The following is a 21,607-nucleotide window of genomic DNA, read 5'->3' as shown; positions in this document are numbered from 1 at the left end:
CCACCGGTTCAAAAAAAACCACCAACCCCTGTCCCTTTTCAAAATCTCACCGGTCATTGAAGGCAAGTGAACCCCATACGAGACCCTTCCATGCCCGCCGTTCCGCCAATCCGCCTGCGCCCACTCCTGCACCTGAGCCTGCTCCTGACCCTGAGCACCAGCCCCCTCCTGGCCACCACGACCTGGGCCGACGATACTGCAGGGCGCCGCACCTACCAGATCCCCGCCGGCACCCTCGGCGCCGCACTGACCCGGTTCGCAGGCCTGGCCGGCGTCAATCTCTCCGTCGACCCCGCCCTGGTCAGCGGCCACGACAGCCCCGGCCTGTCCGGCGAATACGGCATCGAAGAAGGCTTCGCCCGCCTGCTGCAAGGCTCCGGCCTGCAACTGGTACCGGTGGGCGAGCAGGCCTACACCCTGACCCCGGCCCCGCAAGGCAGCAGCCTGCAACTGGCCCCCACCTCCATTCTTGGCGCCACCTCAGGCGCCACCGACGGCCAGGCCTACGCCGGAGGCCAGGTTGCCCGTCGTGGCTCCCAGGGCCTGCTCGGCTCGAAAGACTTCATGGACACCCCGTTCAGCATGACCACCTACACCCGCCAGGCGGTCAAGAACCAGCAGGCCCGCACCTTGGGCGACCTGATCGCCAGCGACCCCTCGGTACGCGCCACCAACCCGGCGGGCGGGCGCTACGAGCAGTTCACCATTCGCGGCTTCAGCCTGTTCAACAGCGATGTCGCCTACAACGGCCTGTATGGCGTGCTGCCCACTTACACCATCGACATGGAAATGGCCGAACGGGTCGACATCCTCAAGGGCCCGAGCCAGTTGATCAACGGCATCTCCCCGCGCGGCAGCGTCGGCGGCGGGATCAACGTGGTGCCCAAGCGGGCAGAGGACGTGCCCATCACCGAGCTGACCACCAGCTACGCCTCCAACAATCAGGTGGGTGGGGCGCTGGATGTGGGCCGCCGCTTCGGTGACGAAAACCAGTTCGGCATCCGCTTCAACGGCGTGAAGCAGTCCGGCGACACCGAGTGGGATCATCAGAGCGTCGACCGGGAAATGGCCGTGCTGGGCCTGGACTTTCGTGGCGAGCGCCTGCGCCTGTCGACCGACATCGGCCACACCGAGCGCGACACCGACGCGCCCCAGGAGCGGGTGCAGATTGGCACCAACGCCAAGGTGCCCAACCCCAACGACGTGCGCCACAACTACGCGCAAGCCTGGAGCCGGGCACGGACCAAGGACACCTTCGGTACGGTCAATGCCGAGTACGACGTCAACGACTCGGTGATGCTCTACGGCGGCGTCGGCGCGCGTAAAAGCAACCACGACTTCCTGCGTCACGCCGTGTCGATCACCAACAACGCCGGTGATTTCAGCGTTCAACCGCGGGACTTCACCCGGGACGAGAACGTGCGCACGGCCACCGCCGGTGTGCGCAACTGGTTCCACACCGGCCCCGTGAGCCATGAGGTCAACCTGGCGGCCAGCTATTTCTACATGGATTTCGAAAACGGCGGCGCACGCTACGCTGCATCGCCCAGCAACCTGTTCGACCCGGTGGACACGCCGACCCCGAGCAATCCCACGCGCCAGGATGCCAAGGTCTACACCGAAAACCGCTTCAGCGGCGTGGCGCTGTCGGACACGCTGGGTTTCTTCGATGATCGCCTGCTGCTGACCCTCGGCGCCCGTTGGCAGCGGGTCAAGGTCGATGACTGGACCGATGGCGTGAAGGGCATCACGTCCTATGACGAGGAAAAGGTCTCGCCCTCCGGCGGCATTCTCTACAAGGTCACCGACCGGGTTTCGGTCTACGCCAACTACATGGAAGGCCTGAGCCAGGGCAAGATCGCGCCGTCGACCTCGATCAACGAAGACGAAATCTTCCCGCCGTTCATCAGCCGCCAGGTGGAAGTGGGGGCCAAGTACGATCAGGGCTCGTTCGGCCTGACCGCTGCGGTGTTTCGCATCAAGCAGCCGGCTTACGAGACCAACTCGACCACCCGGGTGTTCGGCCCTAACGGCAAGCGCCAGAACGACGGGGTGGAAGTGACGATGTTCGGCGAGCCGCTCAAGGGCTTTCGCCTGCTCGGCGGGGTGATGTACATCGACAGCGAGCTGACAAACACCACCAACGGCGCGTTCGATGGCAACCGCGCACCGGCGACGCCCAAGTACAACGTCAACCTGGGCGCCGAATACGATGTGCCGGGTGTGCAGGGCCTGACCCTGACCGGGCGCGGCATCTATTCCAGCTCGCAGTACCTGGATCAGGCCAACAGCAAGGAAATCGACGCCTGGGAGCGTTTCGACGTCGGCGCGCGCTACGCCTTCAAGGTCGAAGGCAAGTCGGTGACCGTGCGGGCCAACGTCGAGAACGTGCTGGACAAGCGCTACTGGAGTTCGGCCGGTGCGTCGGATGACAGCGAGCCGGGCCTGACCCTGGCGACCCCGCGCACCTACCTGCTGTCGGCGACCATCGGTTTTTAACTGGCCGCGACGTCGCTGCCTTCGACCAGCAGCAAGCGGTACTCGGCGCCCTTGAAGCGATGTTCACGAGCCTCCTGATAGGCCGGGCTGTCATACCAGGCGCGGGCGGCGGCCATGTCGGGGAAACGCAGGATGGCCACGCCTTCAGTAGCGGGGCCTTCCAGCACATCGAGCTGGCCGTAGAACGCCAGGCGAGTGATGTCGTGGCCGGTGCGGGCCAGCGGCGCCTTTTCGGCGTACTGCTGCATCTGCGCGGCATCGGTGGTGTTTTCGCGGATGAAAATGACGTAAGCGGACATGACTGCCTCTTGGATAAAGTGAAAACCATTATGTCCGGCATGGCTGCACCATCGCACCGCCATGCCGGGGTTCAGCCCGAGAATCTCAGCGCAGCGCCTCGAGCATCGCCTTGGCCAGTGCGGCACCGGAGGCGGGATTCTGGCCGGTGATCAGGCGGCCGTCGACCACCACTTTTTCCTGCCACACGTCTGCTGCTGCATAGTCGGCGCCTTCCGCGCGCAGGGCATCTTCCAGCAGGAAGGGCACATCGGCGGCGGCATAGCCGTTTTCTTCGGCGTTGGAGAACGAGGTCAGCTTGCGGCCCTGCACCAACGGCGTGCCGTCTTTCAGTTTTGCGCCCAGCAGCGCGACCGGGCCATGGCACACGGCTGCGACGATCTTGTCGCCATTCCAGGCACGCTCGACTGCGCGCTGAATTTCTGGGTTGTGGGCAATGTCGACCATCGGGCCCAGGCCGCCGGGGAAGAAGATCGCGTCGTAGTCCAGCACGTCGACTTCAGACAGCTTGCGGCTGTTGTTCATGCGGCGGATGGCGGCGCTGTTGCGAAACGCAAGCTGCGCAGGATCGCTTTCGTCGTAGCCGTCTTCCGGGGTGGTGCCGCCCAGCAAGGAGGCGTATTCGACTGCTACACCAGCCTGCTCGAAGACTTCATAGGGATGCGCAACTTCGGGGAAAAAGTACCCGGTAGCGCGTTTGTTCGGGCCGATTTCGGCGGTGTTGGTCACGATAAACAGTACGGTCTTGATGCTCATGGTCGATCTCCTCGTTGAATGAAACCGGATCAGCACGTTGGCGTTGCAGCCGGGATGGGCTAACTTTGCTCGCTATCCAGATATTCGAGAAATTTACTTATCTGATTTCAGATATTCACAGAGCGTTATGAGCCATGCGATACGACCTCAACCTGCTGCCGGTTTTCATTGCGCTGATGGAAGAGCGCAACGTCACCCGCGCCGCCACGCGTTTGGGCATCACCCAGCCTGCGCTGTCGAATGCCTTGAACCGGCTGCGCGACACGATGCGTGACCCGCTGTTCATCCGTGAGCGTTATGGCATCAAGCCCACGCAGTTTGCCGAGGAGATCGCGCCGGTCGTCATCGACACGCTGACGCGGCTGGACGATTTGATTCTGGGGCGGCAGCAGTTCGATCCGGCGACCTCCAACCGGGTGTTCAATCTGGCCCCCAACAGCTATGTGGAAATCGCGCTGATCCCGACGCTCGTCGCAAGGCTCAGAGAGCTGGCGCCGCAGATCAAAGTGTCGCTGGCACCGTTCGGCACTGACCTTGCCGAAACTGGCGTGATGTCCGGCACCACCGACATGGCGCTGGGGCGCATGGTCGACCCGCCAGACAATCTGGTCATTCAGCACCTGATGGACGAAAGCCTGGCGTGCGTGGTGCGCGCTGATCATCCGGACATCGGCACCAGCATTTCCCGCGAACAGTACGAGCGACTGCGCCACGTTAACGTGTTGCCGCCGGGGCGGATGCGTGTGGGCCTGTTTCAGGTGCTGGAGCATCAGGGCTTGCGGCGTGAACTGGCGATCTCCGTCACCCATTTTCTGGCCGTGCCGGAGATCATCGCGGTGACCGATTACTGCGCGACACTGCCTCGGCTGATCTGCAAACAGATCGCCAAGGACCCGCGGCTCAAGGTGCTTGCGGCGCCAGTGGATCTTGGGACATTTCCGGTGGACATGGCCTGGCACGTGCGCTATCGCAATGACCCGGCTCATCAATGGTTCCGCCAATTGCTGGTGGAGACGGCCGCAGACTTGATGAGTTGAGCCAGGCGGCATCTTCGGCGGTCGCTGCCAGCAACCACTCCCGAAACACCTCGGCGGCGGGCGACAGGCTGCGATGCTTGACCGACACCAGGTACTCGCCGAACCCGGTGATGCATTCGAACGCGGTGACCCGTCGTAGCTCGCCTTTGGCCATCGCCTCCTGATCCATGAAGGTCCACGCCAGACCGATGCCCATGCCTTGCTGCACAGCTCGGAAGGCCAGGGTCAGTTGGTTGAACACCGGCGCCTTTTCCGGTGGCGTGTAGTCATGACCCAGGTGTTTGAACCACTGTTGCCAGTCCAGGCAGTGCCAGGCCGAGGTGTCGATCTGCACCAGATTGGCCTTGGCCAGTTGTTCCAGGGTCTCGATGCCGGCGACATTCAGCGACGGATGCGCCACCGGATAGACGATCTCCGGCAACAGAAAATCGCTGTTCAGGGTCGCCCAGTCACCATCGCCATAGAGCACGCCAAGGTCGAAATCGTTGAGGCTGGCCTCGTCGATTTCGTTGATCGCATGCACATGCACGGCGATGTCGGGGTAGGCCTTGTTGAATTCGATCAACTTGGGAAACAGCCAGAACTGCGCCAAGGCGTGGGTCGCCAGCACCGACACGGCGTTGGACTGGTGCACGTTGCGGATCCGCGTGACGTTCTGATACAGGCTGGCGAGCATGACGTTGACGGTTACCAGCAATTCCTCTGCCGCTCGGGTCAGGGTCACGCCACGGGGCTTGCGCTCGAACAGCGCCACGCCCACCGAGGCTTCCAGCTGCCGCATCTGCTTGCTCACCGCGCTCTGGGTGATGAACAGCTCGGTGGCCGCGGCAGTGAAGCTGGCATGGCGGCCGACCGCCTCGAAGGTGATCAGCGTTTCCAGCGGGGGCAGGGTGCGCAGGTAACGGTTGATGGCGATGCTCCTGAAACGTCGATCGCTGCGTGATATTCCGCTGGGGAATGTGTCGCTGACTTTTTATCGCATGTGCGCGGGTTTGGCCATCGCTAGAATCTCGCCAAACTGCCCTTTATCGAGTTCTGGTCATGAACAGCGCGTTCGCATATGCATTATTGGCTGCCGCCATCTGGGGCGGGGTGATCATGGGGCCCTCGCTGTTGCCCGAGTTCAGCTCGGTGCTGATCAGCAGCGCGCGCTTCGCCATGTACGGCCTGATTTCCCTGTTGATCGCCTTGCCGTTCGCCTCGCGTCTGCTGGCCAGGCTTACCCGCGCCGATGTGATGATGCTGCTGCGTCTGTCGCTGACCGGCAACGTGCTCAACTTCGCACTGCTCGGGGCGGCCATTCAACTGTGCGGTGTCACCGCCGGTGCGCTGATCAACGGCATGATGCCGATCGGCATTACCTATCTGGGCCGTGCCGATGCGGGCTCCTTGCCACTGGGCAAACTCAAGTTGCCGTTGCTGATGGTATTCCTGGGGATCGTATCGATCAGCCTGGGGCACGTCACCGGCGATACCTCGCAGCACTCGCTGTGGTCCCAGGCACTGGGCCTGGCGTGCGGCCTCAGCGCGGTAGTCAGCTGGTCGTGGTTTGCCACGCGCAACAGCCGCTACCTCAAGACCAGCCAGTTCAACAGCAGCGAATGGTCGACCTTGACCGGGATCGTGACCGGCTTCGTCGCAGTGATCTTCGGCGGCGTGGCGCTGCTGCTGTTTCCGGACCTGGTGCCCAGGGAAGTGGAAAGCGGGCGCTGGATGACCTTCTTCTGGGTCTGCCTGTATCTGGCGGCGTGCGGCTCGTGGCTGGCCAATGGCCTTTGGAACGCCTGTTCGCGGCGAGTGGCGTCATCCTTGAGTGGCCAGTTGATCGTGATCGAAACGCTGTTTGCCTGCGTCTACGGCTTCATCTATACCCAGCGTTTTCCCGGAATCATGGAGTTGGTCTCGATTTCGCTGCTGGTCGGTGGCGTGGTCTGGGCGGCCAGACGCCATCAGGTGCCGGCAGTCAAAGTGCCGGCCTGCTGAGGGCTCTGGTTCATGCCCGTCAGGCGTTCTCGTTGCCCGGGCGGGTGAACGAATAGCGGTCGATGTCGGTGCGCAATTTCCAGCCCTGGTGCTGCCAGAACTCGGCCGCGCTGTGGTTGGTCTTGAGCACGTCCAGATGGCATTTGCCGATGCCCAGTGTTTCCAGCGCCGACAGGCAGCCTTCGATCAGGCGCTTGGCGACGCCCTGGCCGCGAAACTCCGGCAGCACCAGCAGGTGCTGCAGATAGCCACGCCGCCCGTCATGCCCGCACATCACGCAGCCACACAGGCCCGATTTACTTTCCGCGACAAAGCTCATGCCGGGGTTGCGCGCCAGGTAGCGCGCAGTCGCCTCATAAGAATCAGCATCGCGTATCGATATGCCGGGCGTATTGTTCATCAGGGCGATCACGGCATCGTAATCGTCCATCGTCATGCTGCGGATGTGGATCATGGCAAGGCCTGTGGACGTGGGGACGGGGCAGGGTAGCAGAGCGATGGGCCGTTGATGTGACAGCCCGTTTGCAACATCGCGAAACCGTTAACAGAGTCTGTCTATCGGTGCGTAATGCTCTGACTATTAGACCTCTTGGCGAAGGCGTCTACCCTTCTTCTAGCGTCGGCGATTGCCGTCCCGTTCAAACCTGATAAGGCGATAAGAAAACTACTGAGTTCATTCAGCTATCCGGTGGCTGTGAGGACTGGATGGCCGGGTGACACCGACCAAAGGTAGATCAAACATGGCAAATGAATCGAAATGCCCGTTCAACCATGCCGCAGGTGGCGGCACGACGAACCGTGACTGGTGGCCGAACCAGTTGAACCTCAAGATTCTGCATCAGCATTCTTCCCTGTCCGACCCGATGGGCGAGGACTTCGACTACGCCAAAGCCTTCAAAAGCCTGGATTTCGCCGCGGTCAAGGCCGACCTGCTCAAGGTCATGACCGACTCCCAGGACTGGTGGCCAGCGGACTTCGGCCACTACGGCCCGCTGTTCATTCGCATGGCGTGGCACAGCGCCGGGACCTACCGCACCGGCGACGGCCGCGGTGGTGCAGGGGCCGGGCAACAACGTTTTGCGCCGCTCAACAGCTGGCCCGACAACGTCAGCCTCGACAAGGCCCGGCGCCTGATCTGGCCGGTCAAGCAGAAGTACGGTCGCAACATTTCCTGGGCCGACCTGATCGTGCTCACCGGCAACGTCGCCCTCGAGTCCATGGGCTTCAAGACCTTCGGTTTTTCCGGTGGCCGGGCCGACGTGTGGGAGCCGGACGAAGACGTCTACTGGGGCTCGGAAACCACCTGGCTGGGCGGTGAAGAACGCTATGGCGCGCACAAGGCCATGCAGCAGCCGGGGCAGGGCGATCTGGTGGCGGAACCGGCCAAGCGTCCCGAGGAAGAAAGCAGGACCGACTCTGGAGAGCGCATCCTGGAAAACCCGCTGGGCGCCGTGCAGATGGGCCTGATCTATGTGAACCCGGAAGGCCCCGAAGGCAATCCGGACCCGGTGAAGTCGGCCATCGACATTCGCGAAACCTTCGGCCGCATGGCCATGAACGATGAGGAAACCGTTGCGCTGATCGCCGGTGGCCACGCCTTCGGCAAGACCCACGGCGCCGGCCCGGCCAGCAACGTGGGCGCCGAGCCGGAAGCGGCGGGCCTGGAAGAACAAGGCCTGGGCTGGCGCAACAAATTCGGCAGCGGCAAAGGCATCGACGCCATCACCAGCGGCCTGGAAGTGACCTGGACTTCCACGCCGACCCAGTGGAGCAACGAGTACCTGGAAAACCTGTTCAACTTCGAGTGGGAACTGACCAAGAGCCCGGCGGGCGCCCATCAGTGGAAGCCGAAAAACGGCGCCGGCGCAGGGCAGATCCCCAACGCTTTCGACCCGGCCAAGCGGCAGGAACCGCGCATGCTGACCTCCGACCTGGCGCTGCGTTTTGACCCGGCCTACGAGAAGATTTCCCGGCGCTTCAAGGACAACCCCGATCAACTGGCCGACGCCTTCGCCCGCGCCTGGTTCAAGCTCACCCACCGCGACATGGGGCCGCTGTCCCGCTATCTGGGCCCGGAAATGCCCGGTGAAGAACTGCTCTGGCAGGATCCGCTGCCAGACGCCAAGCACCCGCCGATCGGTGACAGCGACGTCGCCGCGCTCAAGGCCAAGGTGCTGGCCTCGGGGCTGTCGGTGTCGCAACTGGTGTCCACCGCCTGGGCGGCCGCCTCGACCTTCCGTGGCTCGGACAAGCGCGGCGGTGCCAACGGCGGGCGTCTGCGTTTGGCGCCGCAGAAGGACTGGGCCGCCAACCAGCCGGAGCAACTGGCCAAGGTACTGAAAACCCTGGAAGGCATTCAGGGCGAGTTCAATGCCAGTGGCAAGCACGTTTCGCTGGCGGACCTGATCGTCATCGCGGGCGCCGCCGGCGTGGAACAGGCGGCGAAAAATGCCGGGCACAGCGTCACCGTGCCGTTCACCCCGGGGCGTACCGATGCCTCGCAAGAGCAGACCGATGTCGAGTCGTTCGGCTTCCTTGAGCCGATCGCCGATGGTTTCCGCAACTACCTGAAAGGGCAGTACAAGGTCTCGGCGGAAAAACTGTTGGTCGACAAAGCCCAACTGCTGACCCTCAGCGCCCCGGAAATGACCGTGTTGCTCGGCGGCCTGCGGGTGCTGGACATCGGCCAGGGCAAGCACGGTGTGTTCACCGACAAGCCGGGCGCGCTGACCAACGACTTCTTCAAGAACCTGTTGGACATGGGCGTGGAATGGAAACCCACCTCAGCGGCCAACGAGACCTTCGAGGGGCGCGATCGCAAGACCGGCGCTGTGAAGTGGACCGGCACTCGCGTGGATCTGGTGTTCGGCTCTCACGCGCAGTTGCGTGCGCTGAGCGAGGTGTATGGCAGTGACGATGCCAAGGAGAAGTTTGTGCAGGACTTCGTCAAGGTCTGGGCCAAGGTCATGAATCTGGACCGTTTCGACCTGGCCTGATTCAGCCCTGTTCTGTGCCTGAGTGAACGACAGCGCCGCCTCTTCAGGCGGCGTTGTCGTGTGTATTCCTGACGGGACTGGGCCCATGAAAAACATTGATTTGTATTGGATACGGCGGTTCTCGTAGCGTGGCGTTTCCTGCCGTTACGTTCCCTGAATACGGAGATCAAAGTCGTGAACACTGCCCGCGCCCGCCTGTACGTCGATGCCCAATACACCAGCCCCTACGCGATGTCGGCGTTCGTGGTGCTCAAGGAAAAGGGCATCGATTTCGAACTGATGCCGCTGGACCTCGGCGCCCGCGAGCACCATGCCAAGGACTATGCCGACCTGTCCCTGACCCAGCGCGTGCCGACCCTGGTGCAGGGGGATTTTGCCCTGTCCGAATCCAGCGCGATCATCGAGTACCTCGAAGAGGCCTTCCCGCAAACGCCGGTGTTTCCGCAGGACCTCCAACAGCGCGCCCGCGCCCGGCAGATCCAGGCCTGGCTGCGCAGCGACCTGATGCCCATCCGCGCGCAACGCTCCACCGAAGTGGTGTTCTGCGGGCAAACCCGGCCGCCGCTTACCGCCGAGGCGCTGCCTGCCGTGCGCAAGCTGTTCGACGCTGCCAGTGCCTTGCTGGCCGATGGTCGCGAGTACCTGTTCGGCGAGTGGTCGATTGCCGACGTGGATCTGGCGCTGATGCTCAACCGCCTGATCCTCAACGGCGACGAAGTACCGGCTGCGCTGGTGGCGTACGCAAAACGCCAGTGGGAGCGGCCGAGCGTTCAAGCGTGGGTGACCTTGCCCCGTTGAGAGGGACACGCTGACCTCGGTGCGAACCGCTTCTGGCCGAAGGCCGTGGGAGCCGGCTTGCTGGCGAATGCGATGTGTCATTCACCCCTTTGGTGCATGACGTGCGGCATTCGCCAGCAAGCCGGCTCCCACAGTATTGCGGTGTTGCGCAGAATCGTGCCGGGCTCTGTACCTGTGGGAGCCGCCTTGGTGGCGAAGCGATAGTTCGGGCGACTCGAATCACTTGTCTGGCGAACATTGAATCTTCCACAAGGTAATGGTCAGCTCATCTGATCCGTATTTTTCTCGCAAACCTGAATCTGTACTGAAACAGTCATCGCGCCCAAAATCATTCGCACATCAAGGCGATCCGCGAGCACCGCCAACGCCTTGGATGCCAGGTGTTTGCACCTGTACCGCACATCCATCGATCAGAGGTGGCCCCATGGGCAAGATGACGCTTTTTCTGTTGGGATTTCTGGCGCTGACCATTGGTGTCGGCCTGTTGGCGACCATTCCGCCGGGCTGATCGCCACGCCCGATCAGGCGCCGTAAAAGCTCTGGGCCTGGGAGTAGCACTGCTGGGCGATGGCCGAACGCGGTTCGGTGGCGCGCATCACGATGCCGAGCGGGGCGAGAATGCCGGCGTCCGGCAGTTTGATGAACGCCAGATGATCGTCGTTGGCTTCGATGCCGTTGTTCATCGGCATCACCGAGCAACAGAACCCCGAACGAATGGCCTGCAGCAACTGCCAGGTCGAATCGCTTTGCAGCACCGCGCGCGGTTGCAGCCCTCGGCTGTGAAAACTCAGGTCGATGGACTTCCGAAAGTGCATGCCGTCGGTAATCATGCCCAGCGGTAGTTCGGCGGCGGCTTGCCAACTCAATTCTTCGTCTTCGAATTGAAAATGGCGCTTGTCATACAGCAGGCCGACTTGGGTAGAACCCACTTCGAAGAAATCGAAATAATTGCGATCCACCCGGTCCAGATAACAGACACCCAAGTCCAACTGATTGTTGGCCAGCCCTTCAATGATTTCATCGGAACTTGCCGACGATACCGAAAAGGTCAGTTCCGGAAATACCGCTGACAAGTGCTGCATGTAATCGATCGGGTTGAAACTGCTCAGCGGCACCATGCCCAGCCTGAGATTGCCCACCAGTTGCCCACGGCACGCAGCCACTTCGGCAAACAAGCCGTCGTGAGCCGCCAGCAGGGTGCGTGCCCAGGCCAGCACCCGTTCGCCGGTTTCGGTAAAACCTTCGAAGCGCTGCCCGCGGTTGACCAGCACCACATCGAGTTCTTCCTCAAGGTTGCGCAGGCGCATGGACAGCGTGGGCTGGGTGATGTTGCAGCGGGCAGCCGCCTGGCCGAAGTGGCGGGTCTGGTCCAGCGCGATCAAAAATTTGAGCTGTTTGATGTCCATGCAAAGCCTGCGAGCAAGAGATGACCGTATGCCGCGCATGGTTGTTTCGATCCGCTGTGGGGTCAAATCGTTTGTATCGAAGGCGTCATCGACGCGCTCTATGTGTTTCGAACAGGCAACAGTCAACGCCTCGAAATAATAGTTATTCCAATAACATGGATGGGGTATCGAGCGGATTTATCGTCGGTTAAATATCATCGATCAGGACGCTATTAACCCTTTCGTTATCAATATTCATCCTGATGTATAGGTATTTGTAGCTGATAGATCTCGCTTATGGTGTGGTCGTAAATAGCGATTAGACAGCTTTTGCTCACCGCTTTATGGTGTTGTTCATGCCGAACTGATCCGCAGGGATTAAAAAGTTCGTGCAACTTCCGCTGTCGTGACTTTGTTATATAACCGCCCCTGATAGTGGCCGCGTGCGTTGTGCACGTTGCCGCTGTGGAGATCTATTGCCATGAGCCAAGTCAACCGTTACAAGCCCTACAAGGGCGCCGCCGCAGGATGGGGCGCATTGATCGCCGTGACCCGCAACTGGCTCGGCAGCAAGAACGCCTTCAAGAACATCCGCACCATGCTCAAGACCAACCAGAACGGCGGCTTCGACTGCCCGGGTTGCGCCTGGGGCGAGTCGCCGGAAGACGGCATGGTCAAGTTCTGCGAGAACGGCGCCAAGGCGGTGAACTGGGAAGCGACAGGGCGTTCGGTCGATCCGCGATTCTTCGCCACCTATTCGGTGTCGGCGCTGGCCGAGCAGACCGATTACTGGCTCGAATATCAGGGGCGGCTGACTCACCCGATGCGTTATGACGCCGCCAGCGATCATTACGTCGAAACCAGTTGGGACGACGCCTTCGCCCTGATCGCCCAGCATTTGAACAGCCTCGATTCGCCCGATCAGGCCGAGTTCTACACCTCGGGCCGTGCCAGTAACGAAGCGGCGTTCCTGTATCAATTGTTCGTCCGCGCCTTCGGCACCAACAACTTCCCCGATTGCTCGAACATGTGCCACGAAGCCAGCGCGGTCGGGATGTTCGAATCCATCGGCGTGGGCAAGGGCACCGTGGTGTTCCATGACCTGGAAAAGGCCGACGCCATTTTCGTCATCGGCCAGAACCCCGGCACCAACCATCCGCGCATGCTCGAACCGCTGCGCGAGGCGGTCAAACGCGGCGCTCAGGTGGTGGTGTTCAACCCGCTCAAGGAGCGTGGACTTGAGCGTTTCCAGCACCCGCAGCATCCGCTGGAAATGCTCAGCAACGGCTCGGAACCGACCAATACCGCGTATTTCCGTCCGGCACTGGGCGGCGACATGGCGGCCATTCGCGGCATGGCCAAGTTTCTCCTGGAGTGGGAAAAGCACGCACTGGCCACCGGCGGCGAAGCGGTGTTCGACCGCACCTTCATCGCCGAACAGACCTCGGGCCTCGATGAGTACCTGAAGGCGGTGGAGGCCACCCCGTGGCAACAGATCGTCGAGCAGTCGGGCATGTCGCTGAGCGACATCGAAATGGCCGCACGCATGTACAGCAAGGCCGAGCGGGTGATCATGTGCTGGGCCATGGGCCTGACCCAGCACACCCACTCGGTGCCAACGATTCAGGAGGTGATCAACCTGCAACTGCTGCGCGGTAACATGGGCCGCGAAGGCGCGGGCGTGTCGCCGGTGCGCGGCCACAGCAACGTGCAGGGCGACCGCACCATGGGCATCAACGAGGTGCCGCCGACCTGGCTGCTCGACGCGCTGGAAACCCGCTTCGCGTTCAAGGTGCCGCGTGAAGAAGGCCACAACACCGTGACCGCGATCAAGGCCATGGAAGAAGGGCGCTCGAAGGTGTTCATCGGCCTGGGCGGCAACTTCGCCCAGGCCACGCCGGACACCCCGCGCACCCATGCTGCGCTGCGCCGCTGCGAACTGACCGTGCACATTGCCACCAAGCTCAACCGCAGCCATCTGGTCACCGGCAGGGACGCACTGATCCTGCCGTGCCTGGGCCGCACCGACATCGACCTGCAGGCCAGCGGCCCTCAGGGCATCACCGTGGAAGACACCTTCAGCATGGTGCACATCTCCCACGGCCAGTTGCGGCCGCGCTCGAAACTGCTGCGCTCGGAACCGGCGATCATCGCCGGTATCGCCCACGCCACCCTGGGTGACAACCCCATCGACTGGAACTGGGTGATCGAAGACTACAGCCGCATCCGCAACCTGATCGCCGACGTGATCCCCGGCTTCAAGAATTTCAACCAGCGCCTGGAACACCCCGGCGGCTTCCATCTGGGCAACAGCGTCGCCGAGCGCATCTGGAAAACCACCACCGCAAGGCGCGTTTTATCCCAAGCAAACTGCCCGAGCACCTGGTCAACGCCGCGATTCGCAGCCTCAAGCAAAAGCCCGACCTGATTCTGCAGACCATGCGCTCCCACGATCAGTACAACACCACGTTGTACGGCCTGGACGATCGTTATCGCGGGGTTTACGGCCGACGTGACGTGGTGTTCGCCAATGAAGAAGACATTCGCCGCCTGGGCTATGCGCCGGGGGACAAGGTCGACCTGATTTCGCTCTGGGACGACGGTCGCGAGCGGCGGGTGTCGGGCTTCACCCTGATCGCCTACGACATTCCGCAGGGCCAGGCGGCGGCCTATTACCCGGAAACCAACCCGCTGGTGCCGCTGGACAGCTACGGCGACCGCACCTTCACACCGACCTCTAAGTTCATCGCGATCAAGTTCGAGAAGGCGGCCGAAAGCGATCTAATCACCGCATCCGTCGCTTGAGTGTCAGCCGTACCCGGAGCGCCAGACGACGCCCCGGGCACCCTTGATCACGCCTGCAGATACACCACATGGGTGTGGGTGTACTCATACAGGCCGTGCTTGCCGTCGGCGCCGCCAATCCCCGACTTGCGCACCCCGGCGTGGAAGCCCTGCATGGCTTCGAAGTTCTCGCGGTTGATGTAGGTCTCGCCGAAGTCGATCTCGCGCATGGCGTACATGGCCTTGGACAGGTCGCGGGTGTAGAGCGACGAGGTCAGGCCGTATTCGCAATCGTTGGCCAGGGCGATGGCCTGATCCAGGTCGTCGACGATCTGGATCGGCAGCACCGGGCCGAAGATTTCCTTGCGCATGATCTCCATGTCGGCGCTGCAGCCGGCCAGTACCGTCGGCTGATAGTGGAAGCCTTGGCCGAGATCCGCGACGTCACCGCCGGTGATCAGCGATGCGCCTTGGGCCTGAGCCTTCTTGACCTTGGCAGCCACGCTGTCCAGGCCCTTGCGGTTGATCAGCGGGCCCATCTCCACCGTGCTGTCGGCCAGCGGATCGCCGTAGCGGGTGGCGGCCATGGCGGCGCTGATCTTCTCGATGAACTGATCGGCCACCTGACGCTCGACGTAGACCCGTTCGGCGCAGTTGCACACTTGCCCGGTGTTGATGATCCGCGAGTCGCGAATGGCTTTGACCGCCAGCTCCAGGTCGGCATCGGCCAGGACGATGGCCGGGGCCTTGCCGCCCAGTTCCAGATTGAGCTTGGTGATGTTTGGCGCCGCCGCGCTCATGATCCGCGCGCCGGTTTCGACGCTGCCGGTGAAACTGACCATGTCGACCTGCTTGTGCGCCGAGAGCGCCGCACCCACGCGACCGTCGCCGCTGACCACGTTGAACACGCCGGGCGGCAGATCGGTTTCGGCGACCAGACGGGCGAATTCGAAGCAGTTGTTCGGCGTCTCTTCGCTGGGCTTGACCACGATGGTGTTGCCGGTGAGCAGCGCGGGGGCCATCTTGCGCGCGATCAGGAAGAACGGGAAGTTCCACGGCAGGATCCCGGCGACCACACCCAGCGGCTTGCGGAACATGAAGATGTTTTCGCCTGGGCGGTCGCTGGTAATGATTTCGCCTTCGATGCGCCGCGCCCACTCGGCCATGTAGTCCAGATAATCGGCGGTGAAGTTGACCTCGACCTCGGCAAGACCCGAGATCTTGCCCTGTTCCAGGGTGATGGTCCGTGCCAGGTGCGGGACATGTTCGCGCAGCTTGCTGGCGATCTTGCGCAGGTAGCTGGCGCGGTCGTTGGCGGTACGCCGGCCCCATTCGGGTTGCGCCGCGCGGGCAGCGGCCAGGGCGCGGTCGACCTGCTCGGTGTCCGCTGCTGGCACATGGGCCAGCAGCGCGCCGGTGGCCGGGTTGAGGACCTCGAAGTGCTCGCTGCCGGGGACGAACTGGCCGTTGATGTAATTCTGATAGACAGGCACTGAACTCATGGTCGGGCTCCTTCCTTATTAGTAGGTTTTGGATGCACTGCGTTGTTCGGTTTCGCGGTAGCGCGCCAGATTGTTCAGCGCCGCCTGACGCATCAGGCTGATGTCGATGGCCACGGCGATGAACTGGCAACCCCAGCCCTGATAGCGGCGCGCGTCCTCTTCGGCGGGCGCGAGGATGCCGCACACCTTGCCGGCGGCGAGGGTGGCGTCGATGGCGTGGCGGATCTTTTCCTGCACCTCGGGGTGGGACGGATTGCCGATGTGGCCAAGGCCGGTCGACAGGTCGGCCGGGCCGATGAACACCGCGTCCACGCCTTCGATCGCCGCGATTTCAGCGACGTTATCGACGCCGGCGCGGGACTCGACCTGGACGATTAGACACAGCTCCTGATGAGCGCTGTTGATGTAGTCGGGCACGCCGTCCCAGCGGGTCGCGCGGGTCAGGCCGCCGCCCACGCCACGGATGCCGTGGGGCGGATAGCGGGTGGCCTGGACCAGCGCGCGGGCCTGCTCGGCGGTCTCGACCATCGGGATCATCAGGTTCTGCGTGCCGATGTCCAGCAATTGCTTGATCAGCACCGGATCGTGGCCGACGGCGCGCACGATCGGTGCCGTGTCATAGGGCGCGACGGCCTGCAGCTGGGCCAGAATCGACGGCACCGTGTTCGGCGCGTGCTCGCCGTCGATCAGCATCCAGTCATAACCGAAGCTGGCGGTGATCTCGGCGGCGTAGCCGGTGGCGAACCCGGCCCAGATGCCATAGAGCGGTTCGTTTTTGGCCAGTGCGGCCTTGAAGGTGTTGCGCGGCAGTTTCATGAAAGGCTTCCTGTCGAATCGTGCATGGCCGTGGGATCAATGCTGATAGGGGCGATGCAGCTGGCATTCCGGGTTCAGGGTCACGCCAAAGCCTGGCTGGTCCAGGCGCGAGAGGCGCATGCGGCCGTTCTCAGGCACCGGCTCGCCGAGCAATTGCGGGTGGAACATCGGCACCACTTCGTCGGCTTTCGGCGCCATCATCAGAAACTCGGCGAACGGGCTGTTGGTGCGCGTGGCGACGAAGTGATAGCTGTACACCGACGAGCCATGGGGCACGACCAGCGCGTTATGAGCGTCGGCCAGCGCGGAAATCTTGATCAGCTCGGTGATGCCGCCGCACCAGCCGACGTCCGGCTGGATGATGTCGCAACAGCCCATTTCCAGCAGCATGCGAAAACCCCAGCGTGTCGCCTCGTGCTCGCCGGTGGTGACCAGCATCCCCGGTGGAACCGCCTTTTTCAGCGCGGCGTAACCCCAGTAATCGTCGGGGGACAGCGCTTCTTCGATCCACTTCAGGCCGAACTCCTTGGCGCCGTGGGCGAGCCTGGTAGCGTAGTTCAGATCCAGGCTCATCCAGCAATCGAGCATCAGCCAGAAGTCCTTGCCCACCCGCTCGCGCATCACCGCCAGTTCTTCGAGGTTCTTGCGCAGGCCTTCCTCGCCCTCGGCAGGGCCGTGGTGCAGCGGCAGCTTGCCGCCGATGAAGCCCATCTTCTGCGCCAGGTCCGGACGCGCGCCGGTGGCATAGAACTGCAACTCATCGCGCACTGCGCCGCCGAGCAACTGGTGCACCGGCTCCTTGCGCACTTTGCCGAGCAGGTCCCACAGCGCCAGGTCGATGCCGGAGATGGTGTTGATCACCAGGCCCTTGCGCCCGTAGTACTGCGACGAGAAATACATCTGGTCCCAGATGCGCTCGATGTCGGTGACCTTGGCCCCTTCGACGAAACGCGCCAGGTGTTTCTCGACGATGTAGGCGGCAGGTTCGCCGCCGGTGGTCACGGCAAAGCCGACGTTACCTTGGCTGTCCTCGACTTCCACCACCAGCGTGCCCAGCACGTTGATGCCGAAGCTGCGGCGGCTCTGGCGGTACTCGGGGTATTTGCTCATGGGGGTGGCGATGTGATCGTCGATCCAGTGGCCGTCGCCCTGGTCGTGATAGTCGGCGCCACCGCCACGCAGGACATAAGCGCGTACATGTTTGATGGTTGGAGTGGCCATGTTCGATTCCTTGGGGTCAGAGCTGAAATGAAGGCTGCTTGTGCGGGGTGACGCTGCGCGGACGGCGAATGCCCATGACCAGCGCAGCGGCGAGCAACGTGGTGATGGCCAGCAGGTACAAGCCTGCGGCCGGGGATTGAAAACTGCTTTCGGCCCAGTTCTTCAAAATCGGCGCGATAAAGCCGCCCAGGGCGCCGAACGAGTTGATCAGGGCAATCGCCGCTGCTGCTGCGGAGCCGGCGAGGAAACTGCCAGGAAAGGTCCAGAACACCGGCTGCACGGCGATGAAGCCCGAGGCGGCGAAGCACAGTGCGAGGATGCCCAGCAGCGGGCTGGTAAAGGTGACCGACGCGGCGATGCCAAGGCCGGAAACCACCAGAGTGATCGCCGCCACGGCCCGGCGTTGCCCGGTGCGGTCGGCGATGGCCGGGATCTTCCACGCCGCGAGCAACGCACACAGCCAGGGCACGGCGCTGACCAGCCCGACCATAAAGCCGACCTTGGTGCCCATCAGCCCGGCGACCTGGCTGGGCAGGTAGAACACCACTCCGTAGACGCTGGCCTGAATCAGCAGGTAGATCGCGCACAGGTACAACACCGCCGGTTGGCACATGGCCTTGAGCACGCTGCCGTGGGCCTGCTTGTGGCTGTCCTCGGCGTCGAGCACCGCTTGCAGTTGGGTACGTTCATCAACGCTCAGCCACTTGGCGTCGGCGGGGCGGTTGTCCAGATAGAAGTACGCCCACACGCCGACGGCGGAGGCCAGCAGGCCTTCGACCGCGAACAGCCATTGCCAGCCGTGGCTGTCGAGCACGCCGTCCAGTTCCAGCAACAGGCCCGACAACGGACTGCCGAAGATGAACGCCAGCGGTGCGCCGAAGTAGAAGAAGCCCATGGCCTTGCCACGCGCGTCCTGGGGGAACCAGTAGGTGAGGTAGAGGATCACCCCGGGGAAGAAGCCCGCTTCGGCAACACCCAACAGAAAGCGCAGCACATAGAAGGTGGTTTCAGTGTGGGCGAAGACCATCGCCGCCGACACCAGGCCCCAGGTCACCATGATCCGGCACATCCAGAGTTTGGCGCCGACCCGGTGCATGATCAGGTTGCTGGGCACTTCCAGCAGCGCGTAGCCGACGAAGAACACCCCGGCGCCAAAGGCGAAGGCGGCATCGCCGATCCCGGTGTCGGCCTGGAAGGCCTGTTTGGCAAAGCCGACGTTGGCCCGGTCGAGAAACGCCATGATGTACATCAGCAACAGAAACGGCAGCAGCCGCCACGAAACCTTGGCCAGCAAAGACGCAGGAAGAGTGTTCACGTCAGTGTCCTTTTCTTGGAATTGTTTGACTGCGTAGCTCTTTATAGAGACGGATGAGGCGGGCAACGCTTCAACAGGAATCGGCGAACGGGCGGGCGAGCAGCGGGGCGGGACGAGGGGGCAAAAGGGTCATGCGGTGCACCTCAGTGGGTGTGATTTCTTGTTGAACGGACTCTACTGCGTCGCTGTGATGCATGACTAATCGAAATAAGCTTATAGTCGATACCTTCAAGTTATCGATCAGAGGCGCCCCGATGAGCATCGAGCGATCCCCGCAGCACCTGTTCAGCCGCCTGCGCTACAAGCATCTGCAAATGCTCGTGGTGCTGGGCTCGAGCCTGAACCTGCACCGCGCCTCGCTGACCATGAACATGTCGCAGCCGGCGGCCACCCGCATGCTGCAGGAAATCGAAGACATGTTCGGTTGCGAACTGTTCGAGCGCCTGTCCCGCGGCATGCGGCCCACCGCGCTGGGCCGCGAGCTGCTGCGCTTCGCCGAGGCAGCGCTCAGCGGCCTGGACCGCGCCGCCGCGGATCTGGCGGCACGCAAGCAGGGCGGCTATGGCTATCTGTCGATCGGCACCATCATGGGCGCCGCGCCGGACCTGGTGATGAACGCCGTGGCCGAGATCAAGGCCATCCACCCGCAACTGCGCATCCGCATCATGGGCGACACCAGCGACCAGGTCATTCAACTGCTGGAACAGGGCCGGGTGGACATCGCCGTGACCCGCCGCAGCCCGGCCAACGACCGCGAGCAGTACGAATTCGAACCGCTGGGCAACGAGCGGCTGATCGCCGTGGTGCACAGCGGCCACCCGCTGGCCAGCCGGCGCAAGCTGGAGTGGGAAGAACTGGTGCGCGACTGGCCGTGGATCTTGCAGCCGGAAACCAGCCCGGCGCGCATCGCTATTGAACACGCCCTGGAACGGCTGGAACTGCCGATGCCAGCCGACATCATCGAATGCAGCTCGGTGTACTCGATGCAGCAACTGGTGCAACTGACCGACGCGCTGATGGTGCTCTCCGAATCGGCCATGCGCGACTACCTGAAAATGGGCCTGGTCAAGGCCCTGCCCGTGACCCTCGACGCACAGATGGCGCCGTTCGGCTTGCTGCGGCGTCGGCATGAGTCGGTGAGTCGGGAGTTGGCGCAGTTTATTGAGTTGTTGCGCAGGCGGGCGCAGGAGGGGTGTGATCGATCGCTGATACCTTGCGGGTATCAGTTAAAAACAAAAATCGATTAGTCACGCATAGCAACCCGCCTTAGAGTCTGTCGCCAATAACAACAAACATGGACGGACTCGGGTATGACGGCAGACCTGCACACAGGCGCTCTCTATAAAGGCGATATTGTCGACAGCCACATCCATCTGTTCGATGCCGGCCGCGCCGAGGGCATACCCTGGCCTGAGAAGGGCCATCCGTTGCACGGCGTGGCCTTGCCCGACACCTATTGGTGCGTGGCGGAAAATCATCCGATTGTCAGCGCCATCGTGGTGGAGGCCAGCCCCTGGCGGCAGGACAACTTCTGGTTGCTGGAACGGCTGCGCAACAGTCCTCGCATGGCCGGTTTCATCGGCAATCTTTGCCCCTTCGATGAACACTTCGACCAGGATCTGACCCGGCTGGAATCCGAGCCGCTGTTTCTGGGGCTGCGCTACGGCAATCTGTGGGACCGCAATCTGCGCGAGGATCTGTCTCGACCGGCGTTCATCGCTGCCATGAAGCGCCTTGCCGCCTCGGGCCGGACGCTGGACAGTGCCAATCCCGACCCCGAGCTGATCGAGGGCTTGCTGCGCCTGAGCGATGCGGTGCCTACGCTGCGCATCGTGGTCGACCACCTGCCCAACGCTCAGGTGCCCGATGGGCGAATGGTCGAATTTCAGCAGGATGTGTTCAGCCTGGCCGAACGACCCAATGTCTTCGCCAAACTGGCGGAAATCCCGCAACACAACGGCGCAGGTCAGATGATCGGCGACCCTGCGTATTACCGTGATCGGCTGGCGTATCTGTGGGAGGCCTTCGGCGAGGACCGCTGCTTCTTTGGCAGCGACTGGCCCAACAGCAACAGCATCGCCGATTTCGACACCACGCTGGATCTCGTACGCCGCTGCGTGGCGGACAGATCGCTGGCCGTGCAGGAGAAGTTCTTCCTGAAAAACGTCGGCCACGCCTACACCTTGCCCGCTGCAACGGGAGGCGCGTGATGCCGATC

The 21,607-nt window shown here is 62.7% G+C and carries 15 protein-coding genes and 2 pseudogenes; 8 read left to right on the top strand and 9 right to left on the bottom strand.

From position 1 onward, the window contains the following. The first annotated feature begins 90 nt into the window (after positions 1 to 90). The gene (locus AC1MEK_RS01880; RefSeq protein WP_480394560.1) at positions 91 to 2,499 is read left to right on the top strand and encodes a TonB-dependent siderophore receptor; all 2,409 of its coding nucleotides are present in this window, start codon (positions 91 to 93) and stop codon (positions 2,497 to 2,499) included. Here the strand turns inward: AC1MEK_RS01880 and AC1MEK_RS01875 are convergent. Both AC1MEK_RS01875 and AC1MEK_RS01870 read right to left on the bottom strand, forming a co-directional pair. After that, positions 2,496 to 2,798 carry a DUF1330 domain-containing protein gene (locus tag AC1MEK_RS01875; RefSeq protein WP_480394559.1) on the bottom strand — a complete coding sequence of 101 codons (303 nt, stop codon included), beginning with the start codon at positions 2,796 to 2,798 and terminating at the stop codon, positions 2,496 to 2,498. The genes AC1MEK_RS01880 and AC1MEK_RS01875 overlap by 4 nt on opposite strands. 85 nt (positions 2,799 to 2,883) lie before the next feature. Continuing rightward, positions 2,884 to 3,552 (bottom strand): type 1 glutamine amidotransferase domain-containing protein, encoded by a 669-nt coding sequence (locus tag AC1MEK_RS01870; RefSeq protein ID WP_480394558.1) that lies wholly within the window; start codon positions 3,550 to 3,552, stop codon positions 2,884 to 2,886. 134 nt (positions 3,553 to 3,686) lie between these two features. Between AC1MEK_RS01870 and AC1MEK_RS01865 the strand changes: the two genes are divergently transcribed. Continuing rightward, positions 3,687 to 4,589 (top strand): LysR family transcriptional regulator, encoded by a 903-nt coding sequence (locus AC1MEK_RS01865; RefSeq protein ID WP_480394557.1) that lies wholly within the window; start codon positions 3,687 to 3,689, stop codon positions 4,587 to 4,589. 13 nt (positions 4,590 to 4,602) lie between these two features. On the opposite strand, the pseudogene AC1MEK_RS01860 reads toward AC1MEK_RS01865, so the two are convergent. Continuing rightward, positions 4,603 to 5,499, bottom strand: a pseudogene (locus AC1MEK_RS01860) (LysR substrate-binding domain-containing protein); the annotation flags it as partial. A gap of 131 nt (positions 5,500 to 5,630) precedes the next feature. Here AC1MEK_RS01860 and AC1MEK_RS01855 point away from each other — a divergent pair. After that, on the top strand, positions 5,631 to 6,572 hold the full coding sequence (locus AC1MEK_RS01855; protein WP_480394556.1) for a DMT family transporter: 942 nt from the start codon (positions 5,631 to 5,633) through the stop codon (positions 6,570 to 6,572). A 19-nt stretch (positions 6,573 to 6,591) separates the two neighbouring features. Here AC1MEK_RS01855 and AC1MEK_RS01850 read toward each other — a convergent pair whose 3' ends face one another. Next, complete coding sequence (locus tag AC1MEK_RS01850) at positions 6,592 to 7,026, bottom strand: GNAT family N-acetyltransferase (RefSeq protein WP_480394555.1); 435 nt, start codon at positions 7,024 to 7,026, stop codon at positions 6,592 to 6,594. A 286-nt stretch (positions 7,027 to 7,312) separates the two neighbouring features. Between AC1MEK_RS01850 and katG the strand changes: the two genes are divergently transcribed. Beyond that, entirely contained in the window at positions 7,313 to 9,568 is a 2,256-nt protein-coding gene (katG, locus tag AC1MEK_RS01845) for a catalase/peroxidase HPI (protein WP_480394554.1), read from the top strand. A gap of 174 nt (positions 9,569 to 9,742) precedes the next feature. Then, on the top strand, positions 9,743 to 10,366 hold the full coding sequence (gene yfcF, locus AC1MEK_RS01840) for a glutathione transferase (protein WP_480394553.1): 624 nt from the start codon (positions 9,743 to 9,745) through the stop codon (positions 10,364 to 10,366). Positions 10,367 to 10,887: 521 nt separating this feature from the next. Here the strand turns inward: yfcF and AC1MEK_RS01835 are convergent. After that, on the bottom strand, positions 10,888 to 11,772 hold the full coding sequence (locus AC1MEK_RS01835) for a LysR family transcriptional regulator (RefSeq protein ID WP_480394552.1): 885 nt from the start codon (positions 11,770 to 11,772) through the stop codon (positions 10,888 to 10,890). 460 nt (positions 11,773 to 12,232) lie between these two features. On the opposite strand from AC1MEK_RS01835, the pseudogene AC1MEK_RS01830 reads away from it, so the two are divergent. After that, positions 12,233 to 14,556 (top strand): annotated as a pseudogene (locus AC1MEK_RS01830) (FdhF/YdeP family oxidoreductase). 47 nt (positions 14,557 to 14,603) lie between these two features. Here the strand turns inward: AC1MEK_RS01830 and aldA are convergent. From aldA to AC1MEK_RS01810, 4 genes are read right to left on the bottom strand one after another with little or no spacing between them, the layout of a single operon-like run. Next, entirely contained in the window at positions 14,604 to 16,037 is a 1,434-nt protein-coding gene (gene aldA / locus AC1MEK_RS01825) for an aldehyde dehydrogenase (protein ID WP_480394551.1), read from the bottom strand. Between the two features lie 18 nt (positions 16,038 to 16,055). After that, a complete protein-coding gene (locus AC1MEK_RS01820) occupies positions 16,056 to 16,853 on the bottom strand; it encodes an HpcH/HpaI aldolase family protein (protein ID WP_480394550.1) in 798 nt (265 codons plus the stop codon). A gap of 36 nt (positions 16,854 to 16,889) precedes the next feature. After that, on the bottom strand, positions 16,890 to 18,074 hold the full coding sequence (gene rhmD, locus AC1MEK_RS01815; RefSeq protein ID WP_480394549.1) for an L-rhamnonate dehydratase: 1,185 nt from the start codon (positions 18,072 to 18,074) through the stop codon (positions 16,890 to 16,892). Between the two features lie 16 nt (positions 18,075 to 18,090). Continuing rightward, a complete protein-coding gene (locus tag AC1MEK_RS01810) occupies positions 18,091 to 19,389 on the bottom strand; it encodes an MFS transporter (RefSeq protein WP_480394548.1) in 1,299 nt (432 codons plus the stop codon). Positions 19,390 to 19,643: 254 nt separating this feature from the next. Between AC1MEK_RS01810 and AC1MEK_RS01805 the strand changes: the two genes are divergently transcribed. Next, positions 19,644 to 20,636: a LysR family transcriptional regulator gene (locus tag AC1MEK_RS01805; protein WP_480394547.1), complete on the top strand. Its 993-nt coding sequence runs from the start codon at positions 19,644 to 19,646 to the stop codon at positions 20,634 to 20,636. 63 nt (positions 20,637 to 20,699) lie between these two features. Next, positions 20,700 to 21,599 carry an amidohydrolase family protein gene (locus AC1MEK_RS01800; protein WP_480394546.1) on the top strand — a complete coding sequence of 300 codons (900 nt, stop codon included), beginning with the start codon at positions 20,700 to 20,702 and terminating at the stop codon, positions 21,597 to 21,599. The last annotated feature ends 8 nt before the right edge of the window (positions 21,600 to 21,607 follow it).

This window comes from Pseudomonas sp. 2 (assembly GCF_056627435.1).
This window is presented reverse-complemented; position numbering and strand designations above follow the sequence as displayed.